Annotated in this window: 11 protein-coding genes, 1 tRNA gene and 1 pseudogene; 7 read left to right on the forward strand and 6 right to left on the reverse strand. The window is 73.0% G+C overall.

What is annotated here, in order from left to right; all coding sequences use genetic code 11:
• Positions 1–1,324 (forward strand): DoxX family membrane protein (locus CCN56_RS08080; RefSeq protein WP_086825004.1); only part of this gene is annotated, 1,324 nt, incomplete at its 5' end.
• A gap of 70 nt (positions 1,325–1,394) precedes the next feature.
• On the opposite strand, the gene CCN56_RS08085 is transcribed toward CCN56_RS08080, so the two are convergent.
• The 3 genes from CCN56_RS08085 to CCN56_RS08095 form a co-directional block, all read right to left on the reverse strand.
• Entirely contained in the window at positions 1,395–2,111 is a 717-nt protein-coding gene (locus tag CCN56_RS08085; protein ID WP_086825006.1) for a nucleotidyltransferase family protein, read from the reverse strand.
• A 46-nt stretch (positions 2,112–2,157) separates the two neighbouring features.
• The gene (locus CCN56_RS08090; RefSeq protein ID WP_041130450.1) at positions 2,158–2,568 is read right to left on the reverse strand and encodes a hypothetical protein; all 411 of its coding nucleotides are present in this window, start codon (positions 2,566–2,568) and stop codon (positions 2,158–2,160) included.
• A gap of 250 nt (positions 2,569–2,818) precedes the next feature.
• Positions 2,819–3,916 (reverse strand): ABC transporter ATP-binding protein, encoded by a 1,098-nt coding sequence (locus tag CCN56_RS08095; protein WP_086825008.1) that lies wholly within the window; start codon positions 3,914–3,916, stop codon positions 2,819–2,821.
• A 182-nt stretch (positions 3,917–4,098) separates the two neighbouring features.
• Here CCN56_RS08095 and CCN56_RS08100 point away from each other — a divergent pair.
• The 3 genes from CCN56_RS08100 to CCN56_RS08110 all read left to right on the forward strand — a co-directional run bounded on the left by CCN56_RS08100 (position 4,099) and on the right by CCN56_RS08110 (position 8,407).
• A tRNA-Thr gene (locus tag CCN56_RS08100) sits at positions 4,099–4,172 on the forward strand.
• A 243-nt stretch (positions 4,173–4,415) separates the two neighbouring features.
• On the forward strand, positions 4,416–6,143 hold the full coding sequence (locus CCN56_RS08105; RefSeq protein ID WP_086825010.1) for a VCBS repeat-containing protein: 1,728 nt from the start codon (positions 4,416–4,418) through the stop codon (positions 6,141–6,143).
• Between the two features lie 164 nt (positions 6,144–6,307).
• Positions 6,308–8,407 carry a restriction endonuclease gene (locus CCN56_RS08110; protein WP_179199744.1) on the forward strand — a complete coding sequence of 700 codons (2,100 nt, stop codon included), beginning with the start codon at positions 6,308–6,310 and terminating at the stop codon, positions 8,405–8,407.
• Positions 8,408–8,451: 44 nt separating this feature from the next.
• Here the strand turns inward: CCN56_RS08110 and CCN56_RS08115 are convergent, their stop codons facing one another.
• On the reverse strand, positions 8,452–9,852 hold the full coding sequence (locus CCN56_RS08115; RefSeq protein ID WP_086825012.1) for an FAD-binding oxidoreductase: 1,401 nt from the start codon (positions 9,850–9,852) through the stop codon (positions 8,452–8,454).
• 76 nt (positions 9,853–9,928) lie between these two features.
• Here CCN56_RS08115 and CCN56_RS41700 point away from each other — a divergent pair.
• From CCN56_RS41700 to CCN56_RS08130, 3 genes and pseudogenes are all read left to right on the forward strand, one after another.
• Positions 9,929–10,057: pseudogene (locus CCN56_RS41700) on the forward strand (hydroxyurea phosphotransferase); the annotation flags it as partial.
• 20 nt (positions 10,058–10,077) lie between these two features.
• A complete protein-coding gene (locus CCN56_RS08125) occupies positions 10,078–10,557 on the forward strand; it encodes a GNAT family N-acetyltransferase (protein WP_086825015.1) in 480 nt (159 codons plus the stop codon).
• Between the two features lie 9 nt (positions 10,558–10,566).
• On the forward strand, positions 10,567–10,896 hold the full coding sequence (locus CCN56_RS08130) for a hypothetical protein (protein WP_041130456.1): 330 nt from the start codon (positions 10,567–10,569) through the stop codon (positions 10,894–10,896).
• Positions 10,897–10,918: 22 nt separating this feature from the next.
• Here the strand turns inward: CCN56_RS08130 and CCN56_RS08135 are convergent, their stop codons facing one another.
• A complete protein-coding gene (locus CCN56_RS08135) occupies positions 10,919–11,917 on the reverse strand; it encodes a zinc-binding dehydrogenase (RefSeq protein ID WP_086825017.1) in 999 nt (332 codons plus the stop codon).
• A gap of 50 nt (positions 11,918–11,967) precedes the next feature.
• Positions 11,968–13,101 (reverse strand): FAD-dependent oxidoreductase (locus tag CCN56_RS08140; RefSeq protein WP_086825021.1); only part of this gene is annotated, 1,134 nt, incomplete at its 5' end.

The raw sequence follows: 13,101 nt of genomic DNA on the forward strand, positions 1-13,101 counted from the left end.
CGCCACCGGCCTCCTCCAGGCCGTGCGCGAGTCCTCCGTCTCCACGCTCGAACCCGTCGGCCACGGCGGCCACGGTGTCGGCGACACCCAGGCCATCCCGCGCATCGACACCACCATGCCCACCCCCGTGGTGCCCGCCGAGTCGGTCGCGCCCCTGCTGCCGCCGATGCGCCGGGCCGAGGGCGCCTACGACGAGCTGTACGACCTCCGGCCCGAGCCCGCCGAGCCGTACGAGCACGACGCGCCGGAAGCCCGGACCGCACAGCGCCACGGGCAGGACAACGTCCGGCACGCCTACTACCCGGGCCGCCGGATGAACCTCGGCGTCGTCCTCCTCCCGCTCCGCGTCTTCCTCGGCTTCATCTCCATCTACGCGGGCATGGGCAAGCTCTGCGACCCCGTCTACTTCGACGGCGGCGAGCGCGGCTCCATGGTGAAGTGGCTCAACTCCCTGCACCCCTGGGCCCTCGCCGAACCGCTGCGCGACTTCGCCCTCCAGCACCCCGTCGGCGCCGGACTCACCGTCGCCTTCCTCCAGGTCGTCGTCGGCGTCCTCACCGTCCTCGGACTCTGGCAGCGCGTCGCCGCCGTCGTCGGCGGCCTGCTCTCCGCGGCCCTCCTGTTGACCGTCAGCTGGAAGACCGTCCCGGTCTACGACTCCGCCGACATCATCTACCTGGCCGCCTGGTCCCCGCTGATCATCGCCGGCGCCCCCGTCTACTCCCTCGACGGCCGCCTCGCGAGCGAGGCCTGGCGCACCCTCGGCCCCCGCGCCGAACTCTGGGACCTCCGCCGCCGCGTCACCCGCCGCAGCACCCTCCTCGCCGCCGTCGTCGTCGGCCTCACCCTCCTCGTCGGCTCGGTCCTCGGCGGCGCCGTCCGCTCCACCGAGATGGTCACCGTCCCCGGCCCCAACGACGACCCGATCAACCACCTCCCCGGCCAGCCGCTCCCCCAGGAGCCGACGCGCCGCGCCCCGTCGAAGGCGGCCTCCACCGCGCCCGAGCCCGCCGCCGCGACCAGCGAGGCCCCCGTACGGAGCGAGGAGACCGAGGAGGCCACCCGGCCCGCCGAGACGACCCACGAGGCCCCCCGGACCCAGGAGCAGCGGCCGACCGCCACCCAGGGCACGAGCACCGGCGCCACCAGCAGCCGTACGCCCGTGCAGTCGAAGCCGGCGCCCCCGCCGTCCACCAGCGACACCCCGAGCACCAGCGGCGGCGGCACGTCGAGCGGCGGCTCGACCGGCTCCACCAGCACCCCGTCCGAGAGCGGCTCGACGACGGGCGGCGCGCACAACCCGATCGGCGGCCTGCTGGGCTGACCCACGGGAGTACGAGAAGGGCGGCACCGCGGATGCGCGGTGCCGCCCTTTCCGTTGCGTACGCCCGTCCTCAGACCTTCTGGGCGGCCAGTTCCTTGGCCGCCTCCGTCAGGTCCTTCGCGGTGTCGATGGCCCTCCAGTACGCGCCGTGGGGCAGCGGGAAGCCCGCCAGGCGCCGTTCGCGGGCGAGGCGGGGGAAGGTGGTCCGCTCGTGGTCGCCGAGGTCGGGGAGGAGCTCCGTGAAGGCCGCGGCGAAGACGTACACGCCGGCGTTGATGAGGAACGGCGACGGCGGCGCCTCGATGAAGTCGGTGACGTTCCCGAACTTGTCGGTCTCGACGGCGCCCCACGGGATCCGGGGGCGGGCCAGGGCGAGCGTCGCGAGGGCGTCCCGCTCGGTGTGGAAGGCGGCCATCTCGCGCAGCGAGAAGCGGGTCCAGATGTCGCCGTTCGTGGCGTACCAGGGCTGGTCCGGGGCCGGCAGGTGCGTGGCGGCGTACTTGAGGCCGCCACCGCGCCCGAGGGGCTCGGTCTCGACGACCGTCGTCACCTTGAGCGGCAGGTCGGCGGAGGCCAGCCACTCCTGGAGCACCTCGGCGAGGTGTCCGCAGGAGACGACGGCGTCGGTCACGCCCTCGGCGGCCAGCCAGGAAAGCTGATGGCCGATGATCGGGGTCCCGGTGCCCGGGATCTCGACCATCGGCTTGGGGCGGTCGTCGGTGTACGGGCGGAGCCGTGTGCCCTGGCCGCCCGCCAGGACCACGGCCTGCGTCGGAGTGGTGTGCATACGGGGAACGATAGGCGTCCCGTATGTCCGATGTGCGTGACGACGCTCAGCTCGCGCGCATCACGCCGGTCGCGTACGAGGTGTCGCAGACCGGGCGGGAGAAGGACTGGGCGCGCGAGGGGCCGTAGTGCTCGACGGCGGCGCGGCCGAGGGCCCGGGCGATGGAGAAGCAGTGCTTGGCGAGGGAGGGACGGTTCTCCACCTCGCGCTGGAGGTGCGTGAGGGCGGTGCCGGGGTCCTTCTCCTGAAGCTCTGCGAGGAGCTGGTCGCGGAGAATATCCTGCGGGGCACGGGACTTGGCCCGGGTGGACACGTCCGTGGAGGACGCGGTCAGCTGGGTCCCGGAGTCCTGGCCGGCCCACGGAACGGCGGACACCGCGAGCGTTCCCGAGAGCACCAGGACGACGGGCAGGACGAGGGCGAGAGAGCGGCCGATTCGGCGGGCAGTGTGCGTCACGCAGGCGAGCGTAGCGGCCGGTAGTGATATGGCGACATTTAGTCACTCTCGCGAGGGATGGTTCGAGGCGGCTTTTCGAATCCCGTGTTGACGCGGGGGCCCGGGCGAAGCCCTGAATGCCGGGGTTTTCCGGGGTAAGCCCGTTGTATGCCTGCGGTACTCCCGTCGTGGGCCCGTCGTGCGCCGTTTAAACGTACGGCCCCGCATCTGCAACAGATGCGGGGCCGTACGGCAGAGCTCGGGGGCGGTCTCAGTCGCTGAGGCGCGCGCCCGTCGACGTCGAGAAGACGTGCAGCTCGTCGGCGCGCGGCACGACGTGCAGCGTGGAGCCCTTGGCGGGCACGTCGCGGCCGCCGACGCGGACCACCAGGTCCTTGTCCTCGCCGCCGACGCGGGTGGTGCCGTACACGAAGCCGTCCGAGCCGAGCTCCTCGACGACGTTGACCGTCACGGCCAGGCCGTCCTTGGAGGTCGCGCTCTGCACGTCGAAGTGCTCGGGGCGGACGCCGACGGTCACGGTGGTGTCGCCGGCGGCGGAGGCGGCGGCGATGGCGTCACGGGTGACCGGGACGACGCTGTTGCCGAACTTCACGCCGCCGTCGGTGATCGGGACCTCGACCAGGTTCATCGCCGGGGAGCCGATGAAGCCGGCGACGAAGAGGTTGGCGGGCTTGTCGTACATGTTGCGCGGCGAGTCGACCTGCTGGAGCAGACCGTCCTTCAGGACGGCGACGCGGTCGCCCATCGTGAGGGCCTCGGTCTGGTCGTGCGTGACGTAGACCGTGGTGATGCCGAGGCGGCGCTGCAGACCGGCGATCTGCGTACGGGTCGAGACGCGGAGCTTGGCGTCGAGGTTCGACAGCGGCTCGTCCATGAGGAAGACCTGCGGCTCGCGGACGATGGCGCGGCCCATCGCGACGCGCTGGCGCTGACCGCCGGAGAGCGCCTTCGGCTTGCGGTCGAGGTACTCGGTGAGGTCGAGGATCTTCGCGGCCTCCTCGACCTTGGCGCGGATCTCCGACTTGTTCACGCCGGCGATCTTGAGCGCGAAGCCCATGTTGTCGGCGACGGTCATGTGCGGGTACAGCGCGTAGTTCTGGAACACCATCGCGATGTCCCGGTCCTTCGGCGGCAGGTGCGTGACGTCGCGGTCACCGATCCGGATGGAGCCGGCGTTGACGTCCTCGAGACCCGCGAGCATGCGCAGGGAGGTCGACTTGCCGCAGCCGGAGGGGCCGACGAGGACGAGGAACTCGCCGTCCGCGATCTCGATGTCGAGCTGGTCGACGGAGGGCTTGGTGGCACCCGGGTAGACACGGGTGGCCTTGTCGAACGTGACGGAAGCCATGGTGATGCGTCCCTTCACCGGCAGGAACGTGCCGGACGATCCGAGTAAAGGAAGGATTGAGGTCTAGTCCACCTGGGTGAACCGCAAGTGACGCTACCGGGCGGTGCCCGATCTGTCAGCACTCACGGGCCAGTGAGATTTCCGACCGTCGCCGGGGCCGGGTTGGTTACACTTCACTCGCTGCCGCCTTAGCTCAGTTGGCTAGAGCGCTTGACTTGTAATCTTGAGGTCGTCGGTTCGATTCCGACAGGCGGCTCTGCGGAAGACCGAGGGCCCCGGACGCGTCGCGCGTCCGGGGCCCTCGGTCGTCTCCGGAAGAACCCGGATGATCTCCGGAAAACCCGGATGCGGGAGCCCCGGGGGCATGGGATACGTTGCGCTTGCGCCCAGGGGGGAGGGGTCTTTGCCTGGCGTAGCCGCGGGGGGCGACGGCCGCCCGTGTGCGCTCCCGTGGTCTCCCGTGCCGCGAGGTGCGGGAATGCACAGAGGAACTTCATTCGTGCGAAGGATCTTCGCTCTCGGGGGGACGGCCGCCCTGCTGGTGGCCGGTCTGGTGAGCGGTGCCGGTACGGCTTCGGCCGCCGGCCAGGAACTGCCCGAGTTCGAGTTCGAGAACCGGGTGCTGCAGCCCGGTGAGGGCTGGACCGAGCTGTCTCCGACCGGCCTCATGGGTACCCCCGACGGAACCCTGGTCTACGCCCTGAGCAAGGCGCCGCTGACCGACCCGGCCTGGACGAAGGCGGGACTGCCCACCGGGCTCGGCCTGGGGTCGCTCTCGTCCTGCTCGGCCCGCGCGGGCGTCGTGGGCGTGTACACGTGCCCGGTCAACGAGGACAACCCGTTCCCGTCGATCGAGATCAAGGCCGCCGCGTCGACCGCCGACAACACCACGCTCCACTACGGCGCCGTCTACGTCCCGCGCGGCGGGGACCTCGCCAAGGCCGTCAAGGACGCGCAGATCGCCGGCAGCCTCCCGGAGGACGGCACGCACGCCGCCCGTACGGTGACGGCGAAGACGCTCGCGCACGTCGCCCAGAACACGCTGGCCCTGACCACCCCGTCCCTGCAGCCGGGCGCCACGGTCACCCACTCCGTCACCCTGCACGCGGTGGACGAGGGCACGCTCGACGTGTCGTTCATGCCGGCCCAGGGCATGCGGGACTGGGAGGAGGGCGAGACCCAGGTCGCCATCGCCGACGTCAGGGCGAGCTCGCCGATCGCCGAGTGCGACGCGAGCACCGACCTCGACTACGGCGGCATCACCTGCCGGGTCGACCCGGGCCAGTCGGGCCCGACCGACGTCACCGTCTCGTACGACCTGAAGACCGGCGCCACCGCGGCCGCGTGGAACATCGAGGCCTACGCGACCTACGAGGTGTACGACTTCGGGACCGGCAACCCCGAGAAGTCCGCGACCTTCCCGATCGTCAGCTCCCGCCCCGTGCCGACGCACTACGCGATGCTCGCCCGGGACAAGAGCGGCAACCTGCTGTGGCACCACGGCACCGGCAAGGCGGCGGCCCCCTTCCGCGACTGGACCGAGAACGTCGGCCACGGCTGGGGCATCTACAACTCCCTCGCCAAGCTCTCCCCGATCACCGTCCAGGCCAAGGGCGGCGGCGTCGTCGCCCGGGACGCCTCCGGCGTCCTCTGGTACTACCGGACGACCGGGGTCGAGTGGGAGCCGCTCACCGCGCGGACCAAGGTCGGTTCCGGCTGGGGGATCTACAACAACCTCACGGGCGTCGGCGACGTGACCGGCGACCGCAAGGCGGACCTGCTCGCCCGTGACGCCTCGGGCGTGCTGTGGCTGTACAAGGGCACCGGCACCACGACCGCGCCGTTCGCCACCCGTGTCCGCGTCGGCTCGGGCTGGGGCGCGTACAACCAGCTGACCGGCCCCGGCGACCTCACCGGCGACGGCAGGGCGGACCTGCTCGCCCGTGACACGACCGGCGCGCTGTGGCTGTACAAGGGCACGGGCGTCGCGACGGCCCCGTTCGCCGCCCGCGTCAAGGTCGGCACGGGCTGGGGCGCCTACCCGCAGCTGAGCGGCCCCGGTGACCTCACCGACGACGGCAGGGCCGACCTGGTCGCCCGCGACACCACCGGCACCTTCTGGCTGTACAAGGGCACGGGCAGCGCCACCGCGCCGTTCGCCACCCGCGTCAAGATCGGCACGGGCTGGGGCGACACCCCGGGCACCTCGTACAACTACCTCTTCTGATCGGTTCCTTCAGCCGACCATCGGGGCCCTGCCCGGCGTGTTCCGCCGGGCCGGGCCCCTTCGGCTTGTTCCGCCCTCTCCGTGCGCAGGGACGTGATCGTCCGGGACACTTGTCCGTCACGGGGGCGTACAGATGGTCGGGGTTGTCGGGGAGGGGTGCGCGGATGAGTCGGCGTTCCGGTGGGCTGATCGGGGTGTGGGCCGAGCAGCAGCGGGTGGCGCAGAGGCAGCGGGAGGGGCAGCACCAGGCGGTGCTGCGGCAGCAGCGGGACGCCGAGCGGGCGCAGCGGGCGTACGAGCGGGACGTCGCCCGGATGCAGCGGGAGCAGCGGGCCGCGTACCGGCAGCAGCGGGAGGCCGACGCCCTGCGCCGGACACAGGAGCTCGACCAGCGGGTCGCCGTGCTCGAGTCGCTGCTCGCGGCGGGCTGCCGGGCGCCCGCCTTCGGCGTGGAGTCCCTGCGGCGGGAGGAGACCGTCGAGCCGTTCGCCCCCGGGCCGCTCGGTGAGCCCGTCGCCATGCCCGACCAGCGCTTCTACCAGCCGCAGGGGGCCTGGACCGCGTCCGGGCGGGCCCAGGCCGAGCGGGACGCGCGGGCCAGGTTCGAGCACGACTGGTACGCGGCGCAGGCCGCCGAGGCGCGGCGGGTCGAGCAACTGGCCGCCTACCGAAGGGAGTACGACGCCTGGGCGGCCGCCCGCATCGCCGAGATACGCGCCCACAACGCAGGGGTCGACGGGACGGCCGCGGCTCTGCGGGCCGGGGAGCCCGACACGGTCGTCGAGTTCTTCTCGGCGGTTCTCTTCGCCTCGACCGCCTGGCCCGAGGGCTTCCCCCGGGAGGTGTCGGCCGCCTACGACCGGGCGGGGCGGGGGCTCGTCCTCGACTGGGACCTGCCCGGGTACGAGGTCGTCCCCGAGGCCAAGGGCGTCAAGTACCTGCCGAGCACCGACCAGGAGAAGGAGGTCGCGCGGCCGGTGACGCAGCGGCGGGCCCTGTACCGGGACGTGCTGGCGCAGAGCGTGCTGCTCGCGGTGCGGGAGCTGTTCGCGGCGGACCGGTTCGGGGCGCTCGAAGGGGTGGCCCTGAACGGGTACGTCGGCGGGGTCGATCCGGCCACCGGACTCGCCGGGCGGGTGTGCGTGGCCTCGGTCGTGGTGGAGCGGCCGGCGTTCGACCGGCTGAACCTGGAGCTCGTGGGGGCCGTCGAGTGCCTCACCGGGGCCCTGGGTGGGCGGCTTTCGGCCAAACCGGATGAGCGGGTGGCGGTGGTGCCGCTGCGGGAGCCGGGGCAGGTGGGCTCCGATGTGGTGGTGCAGGGCGACGGCGAGGAGCCCGACCTGCTCACCATGGACCCGATCGAATTCGAGGGGCTCGTGGCCGAACTGTTCCGGGCGCGGGGGCTCCAGGCCGTGACGACGCAGCGGTCGGGCGACGGCGGGGTCGACGTCAAGGCGCTCGACCCCGATCCGATCAGCGGCGGGTCGATCGCGGTGCAGGTGAAGCGGTACCGGAACACGGTGCCGCCGAGTGCCGTACGGGATCTGTACGGGACCGTGCAGGACGTCGGGGCCAACAAGGGGGTCCTGGTCACCACGTCGAAGTTCGGGCCGGGCTCGTACACCTTCGCCAACGGCAAGCCCCTGACGCTGATCTCGGGGACGGAGCTGGTGGACCTGCTGCACCAGCACGGGCTGCGGGGCCGGCTGGGCGGACCCGCCCCGGCCGCGGCGCCCGTGTCCGCCCCGGTCCCCGCCTCCGCTCCCGCCGAGGCCGCCGAGGACTTCAACCTGCTCGGGATGGTGTGGTCGGGATCCGCCGCGCTCGACGTCTGCGCGCTGGTCTGCGCCGGGAACCGGGTCCTCGGCGACGAGTGGTTCGTCTTCTTCAACAACCCCGCGACGCCCGACGGTTCGGTGGCCATGGTGGCGGCCGCGCCCGGTGACCGCGCGGCCGTACGGGTCGGCTTCGACGCACTGCCCGCGCGGGCGGACCGGCTGGTCCTGGTGGCGGCCGTGGACCCGGAGGTGAACCCCGACGCGGACCTGGGCGGCTTCACGGAGGCCGGGATCCGGCTGCGGGACGACGCGGGTACCGAGCTCGACCGCCTGGAGGTGTCCGACGGGCGACCGGGGGAGACGGCGCTCGTGCTCGGGTCGTTCCGGCGGCGGGCGGGCGGCGACTGGGACTTCGTCCTCGGCGGGAAGGGGTACCGGGGCGGTCTTGAGGAGCTGGTGGGGGACTTCGGGATCGAGGTGGAGTAGTTCCGACGGGGAGGGCGCGACACGCGCCCTCCCCGTCTCGTCCGTCAGCGGCCGCTCAGGCGGTTCGCCAGGACCGCCACGCGGTCCGTCTCCGCCGAGTGGGCCGTGGCCTCGCGGCGGTCGGCGCCCCGGAAGGCGGCGTACATGGTCTGGACGCCGAGCCAGCGCAGGGGTTCCGGCTCCCACTTGCGGACCTTGTGGTCGACCCAGGGCAGGGCGGTGAGGTCCGTGGGCCCCGACTGCCCGGAGTCCTGCTGGATGAGGTCGCGGAGGGTGCGGGCGGCGAGGTTGGCGGTGGCGACGCCGGAGCCGACGTAACCGCCGGCCCAGCCGAGGCCGGTGGAGCGGTCGAGGGTGACGGTGGCGCACCAGTCGCGGGGGACGCCGAGGACACCGGACCAGGCGTGGTCGATCCGTACGCCCGCGAGCTGCGGGAAGAAGCGGATCAGGATCTCGCGGAGGGCGTCGATCGTCTGCGGCTGGGTGCGGCCGTCGTTGTCGGTCTTCGAACCGAAGCGGTACGGGACGCCCCGGCCGCCCAGGGCGATGCGGCCGTCGGCGGTGCGCTGGGCGTACATGTAGGCGTGGGCCATGTCGCCGAGGGTCTCGCGGCCGTCCCAGCCGATGGACTCCCACTGGGCGTCGGTGAGCGGCTCGGTGGCGATCATCGAGGAGTTCATGGGGAGCCAGGTGCGGCGCTGGCCGGCGAGGGAGGCGGTGAAGCCCTCCGTGCAGCGCAGGACGTACGGGGCGCGGACGGTGCCGTACGGGGTGATCGCGTGCTTCGGCTTGATCTCGGTGACGGGCGTCGACTCGTGGATCGTGACGCCGAGGGCCTCGACGGCGTCGGCGAGGCCCTTGACCAGCTTGACCGGGTGCAGGCGGGCGCCGTGCGGGGTCCAGGAGGAGCCGACGGCCCCGGCGACGCGGATGCGGTCCGCGGTCTCGCGGGCGCCGTGGAACTCGCGGTCGGTCTCGCCGAAGGCGAGCTCGGCGGCGTGGAAGGCCTTGAGGCGGGCGAGCTGGGCGGGGGACAGGGCCACCTCCAGGACGCCGCCGCGGTGCTGGTCGGCGTCGATCTTCTCGGTCTCGCAGACGTCGAGGACCTCGGTGACGGTGGCGTTCATGGCCTGCTGGAGGCGGACGGCGGCCTCGTGGCCGTGGAGCTTGGCGTAGCGGTCGCGTCCGGCGATGCCGTTGTAGAGCCAGCCGCCGTTGCGCCCGGAGGCGCCGTAGCCGCAGAACTTGGCTTCGAGGACGGTGATGTTGAGGAAGGGGACGGCCTTCTTGAGGTAGTAGGCGGTCCACAGTCCGGTGTAGCCGCCGCCGACGATGCAGACGTCGGCGGTGGCGTCGCCGGGGAGCGGTTCGCGGGGCGCGGGGGCGCCTTCCTGCGCGTACCAGAACGATATGCCGCCGTTGACGGTGCCGTTGACCGTGCTCATCTCTATCCCTCTTCCGGGTGCGTGGCCGGAGGTTACCGCTGGCCAGGGGTCTGTGGATACGGGGGTGGCGACGGCGCGGCGGGCGGTCGCGTGGACGCTGGGCCGGGTCCTGCAGAACGGGCTGTGGGACGTCGAGGACGGCGAGCCCGCGCTCGATGCCGAGCAGGTGGCCGCCGCGCGGATCCTGCTGGCCAGGAGGGCATGATTCGGGGCAGGCTGGGGTGCATGATCCGTACTGCCACGCCCGCCGACGTTCCCGTCGTCCACGCCCTGATCCGCGACCTCGCCGCGTACGAGAAGGCCCTCGACGAGGCCCGCGCGACCCCCGAGCAGCTCCACGAGGCCCTGTTCGGCGAGCGTCCCGCCGCCTTCGCGCACATCGCCGAGTCGGAGACGGGCGAGGCGGTCGGCTTCGCGCTCTGGTTCCTCAACTTCTCGACCTGGCGCGGTGTCCACGGCATCTACCTGGAGGACCTGTACGTCCGCCCGGAGGCCCGGGGCGGCGGCCACGGCAAGGCGCTGCTGCGCGAACTGGCCCGGATCTGCGTCGAGCGCGGCTACGAGCGCCTGGAGTGGTCCGTACTGAACTGGAACAAGCCCTCGATCGACTTCTACGAGTCCCTGGGCGCCCGCCCGCAGGACGAGTGGTCCGTGTACCGGCTGACGGACGGGGCTCTGGCCGAGCTGGGCGGAGCGACGGTGTAGGAAGGAGCCATGGACATTGAGCAGCGGTTCCAGCGCATCACCGACTTCATCGAGGCACGCCTCACGCCCCTCTTCGACCCCGCCAACGGCAGCGACCACGGCTTCGGCATGGACGACACCTCGCGGTCGCTGCGCGCCCTGCGCTACACCGTGCAGGCCGCGTCGCAGGTGAACGGTCTCGTGGAGAAGCGGGAGACGGCGCCGGAGCTGCGGCAGGTCGTCGACCAGGCGTTGGAGCACAACTGGGACGTGCTGCGCTCCATCGCCCGGATGTGGGAGGACCACCCCGAGTTCGTGAAGGAGTTCAAGGCGCACTCCTGGGACGTCCTCGGGGTCTGATCCCCGTCTGATCCCCGGTCTCTCAGGGGACCAGCACCACCTTGCCCGTCGTGCCCCGGTTCTCCAGGGCGCGGTGGGCCTCCGCCGCCTCCGCGAGCGGGAAGCGGTGGACCGCCGGGCGGAGGGTGCCGGTGGACGCCGCGTCGAGGGCGGCGAGTTCGAGCGCACGGATGTCGCCGCCGGCCTTCTGGATCATGACGGGGCCGAGGACGGACTCCGAGGTGATCCCGCGGGCGGTGAGCTCCTCCTCGGTGAGGGTGAGCGGTTCGCCGTCGTGGAGCCCGGCGCCCGACCAGCCGAAGACCAGGTGCTGTCCGCCCTTGCCGAGCAGGTCGACGGCGGCGCGTCCGGTGTCGCCGCCGACCGAGTCGAAGACGACGGTGGCGGTGCGGTTCCCCAGGTACGCGCGGACCTTCTCCGGCCAGTCGGGTCGCTTGTAGTCGACGGCCAGGTCGGCGCCGTTCGCCTCGACGAGGGCGGTCTTCGCGGGGCCGCCGGCGAGGCCGATGACGGTGGCGCCGGCGTTCTTGGCGTACTGGACGAGCAGGGTGCCGATGCCGCCGGCGGCGGCCGGGACGATCGCGACCGAGTCGGGGCCGAGTTCGGTGAACCCCAGGATGCCGAGCGTCGTGCGGCCGGTGCCGATCATGGCGACGGCCTCCGCCTCGCCGAGGTGGTCGGGCAGGGCGTGGAGGCGGGCGGCGTCGGTGACGGCGAGTTCGGCGTAGCCGCCGGGGTTCATGCCGAGGTGGGCGACGACCCGTCGGCCGAGCCAGGCCGGGTCGGTGCCCTCGCCGAGGGCGTCGACGGTGCCGGCGACCTCGCGGCCGGGGATCGTGGGGAGTGCGGCGGGCGCGGGGAAGGGGCCCGTGGCGCCCTCGCGGAGGGCGGTGTCGAGGAGGTGCACGCCGGCCGCCGCGACCCGGACGCGGACCTGGCCGGGGCCCGGCACGGGGTCGGGCGTCTCCTCGTAGGTGAGGTTCTCGGCGGGGCCGAAGGCGTGGAGGCGGATGGCGTGCATGACGTTCCCCTGTCGTCGTACGGGTGGGCCGGTGGGTCCACCCTGTGACCTCAAGCGCGCTTGAGGTCAAGGCCGTGCTTGTGGTGGCGGTCCACGAGGTCCGCGCGCAGGGCGAGCGACACCGCCTCGACCGCGCTCGTGAACGACACCTCCGAGAGCACGCCCGGCGCCGCCACCTGGTCGCCCACCAGGTACACCCCGTCGCCCCGGTCGACCGTCGGCCGGTCGCGCCAGGTGGTTCCCGGGCGGTCCACCGCGCCCGTACGGCCCTGGGACACGGACTCCCGCCGCCACACCTCCCGCTCGCGCCAGCCGGGGAAGCCGAGGTCGAGCAGCCGCTCGGCGTGCGCTACGCCGTCCGCCTTCGACGCGCCGGGGCCGATCGGCAGCTGCGCCTGGACCAGCTGCTGCCCGGCCGGGGCCAGCGAGGGGTCCTGGGCCGTGAACCGCTCGATCCAGCCGGGCGCGTCCAGGTCGGACACCACGAACGGATCGCCCTTCCGGGTCCGCAGCGCCAGGTCGAACAGGACCGTACGGCCGCTCTCCCAGGTCAGCGACGGGTCGTCGAGGAGCCGGGCGGCGGCGGGCAGCGCGGTCGCGACGATCACCGGGCCGCCGCCGAGCGGCAGGGCGTCGACCCGGGAGGACGTCTCGATCCGTACGCCCAGCTCACGCGCGCGCGTGGCCATCCGCTCGATCAGCTCGCCCCAGCCGCCCCGGACGTACTGCGCCTCCGGCGGCAGGGCGGCGGCCCGGTGCAGCCGCTCCTGCACGAAGCGGGCGGAGAGGGAGCCGGGGTCGTGGTGGAAGAGCGCGACCCCGCTGTAAGAGGCTGCCACGCGCGCGGTGCGCTCGCCCGCGAGACCGGTGACCCAGGTGCGGAAGTCGAGGTCGACGGGGGCCTGTTCGGGGCTGCGGCGGGCCTGGCGGAGCAGGCCGAGCGGCGGGGTGCGGTGGAGCGCGCCGTCGCGGTGGACGCGGAACCGGAGCGCCTCGGCGGTCGGCAGCACGGCGAGCGGGGGGACGAGACCCCGCTGCTCCAGCCAGGTCCAGTGGGGGCCGCCGTCGTAGAGCGCGTGCGGGCCCTCGTTGGTGCGGTACGGGCCGTCGGCCGTACGGGCCCGGCCGCCGAGGCCGGCACCGAGGTGACCGTCCACGAGGCGCACCGGACGCTCGGCGGCCGG

The organism is Streptomyces sp. NRRL B-24572 (assembly GCF_002156145.1).
In the GTDB taxonomy this organism is placed as follows: Bacteria; Actinomycetota; Actinomycetes; order Streptomycetales; family Streptomycetaceae; genus Streptomyces; species Streptomyces vietnamensis.

Coding starts and splice junctions, on each gene's coding strand:
- CCN56_RS08085 (WP_086825006.1), bottom strand. CDS start 2,111: ATGCACACCACTCCGACGCAGGCCGTGGTCCTGGCGGGCGGCCAGGGC.
- CCN56_RS08130 (WP_041130456.1), top strand. CDS start 10,567: ATGGACATTGAGCAGCGGTTCCAGCGCATCACCGACTTCATCGAGGCA.
- CCN56_RS08095 (WP_086825008.1), bottom strand. CDS start 3,916: ATGGCTTCCGTCACGTTCGACAAGGCCACCCGTGTCTACCCGGGTGCC.
- CCN56_RS08115 (WP_086825012.1), bottom strand. CDS start 9,852: ATGAGCACGGTCAACGGCACCGTCAACGGCGGCATATCGTTCTGGTAC.
- CCN56_RS08135 (WP_086825017.1), bottom strand. CDS start 11,917: ATGCACGCCATCCGCCTCCACGCCTTCGGCCCCGCCGAGAACCTCACC.
- CCN56_RS08125 (WP_086825015.1), top strand. CDS start 10,078: ATGATCCGTACTGCCACGCCCGCCGACGTTCCCGTCGTCCACGCCCTG.
- CCN56_RS08110 (WP_179199744.1), top strand. CDS start 6,308: ATGAGTCGGCGTTCCGGTGGGCTGATCGGGGTGTGGGCCGAGCAGCAG.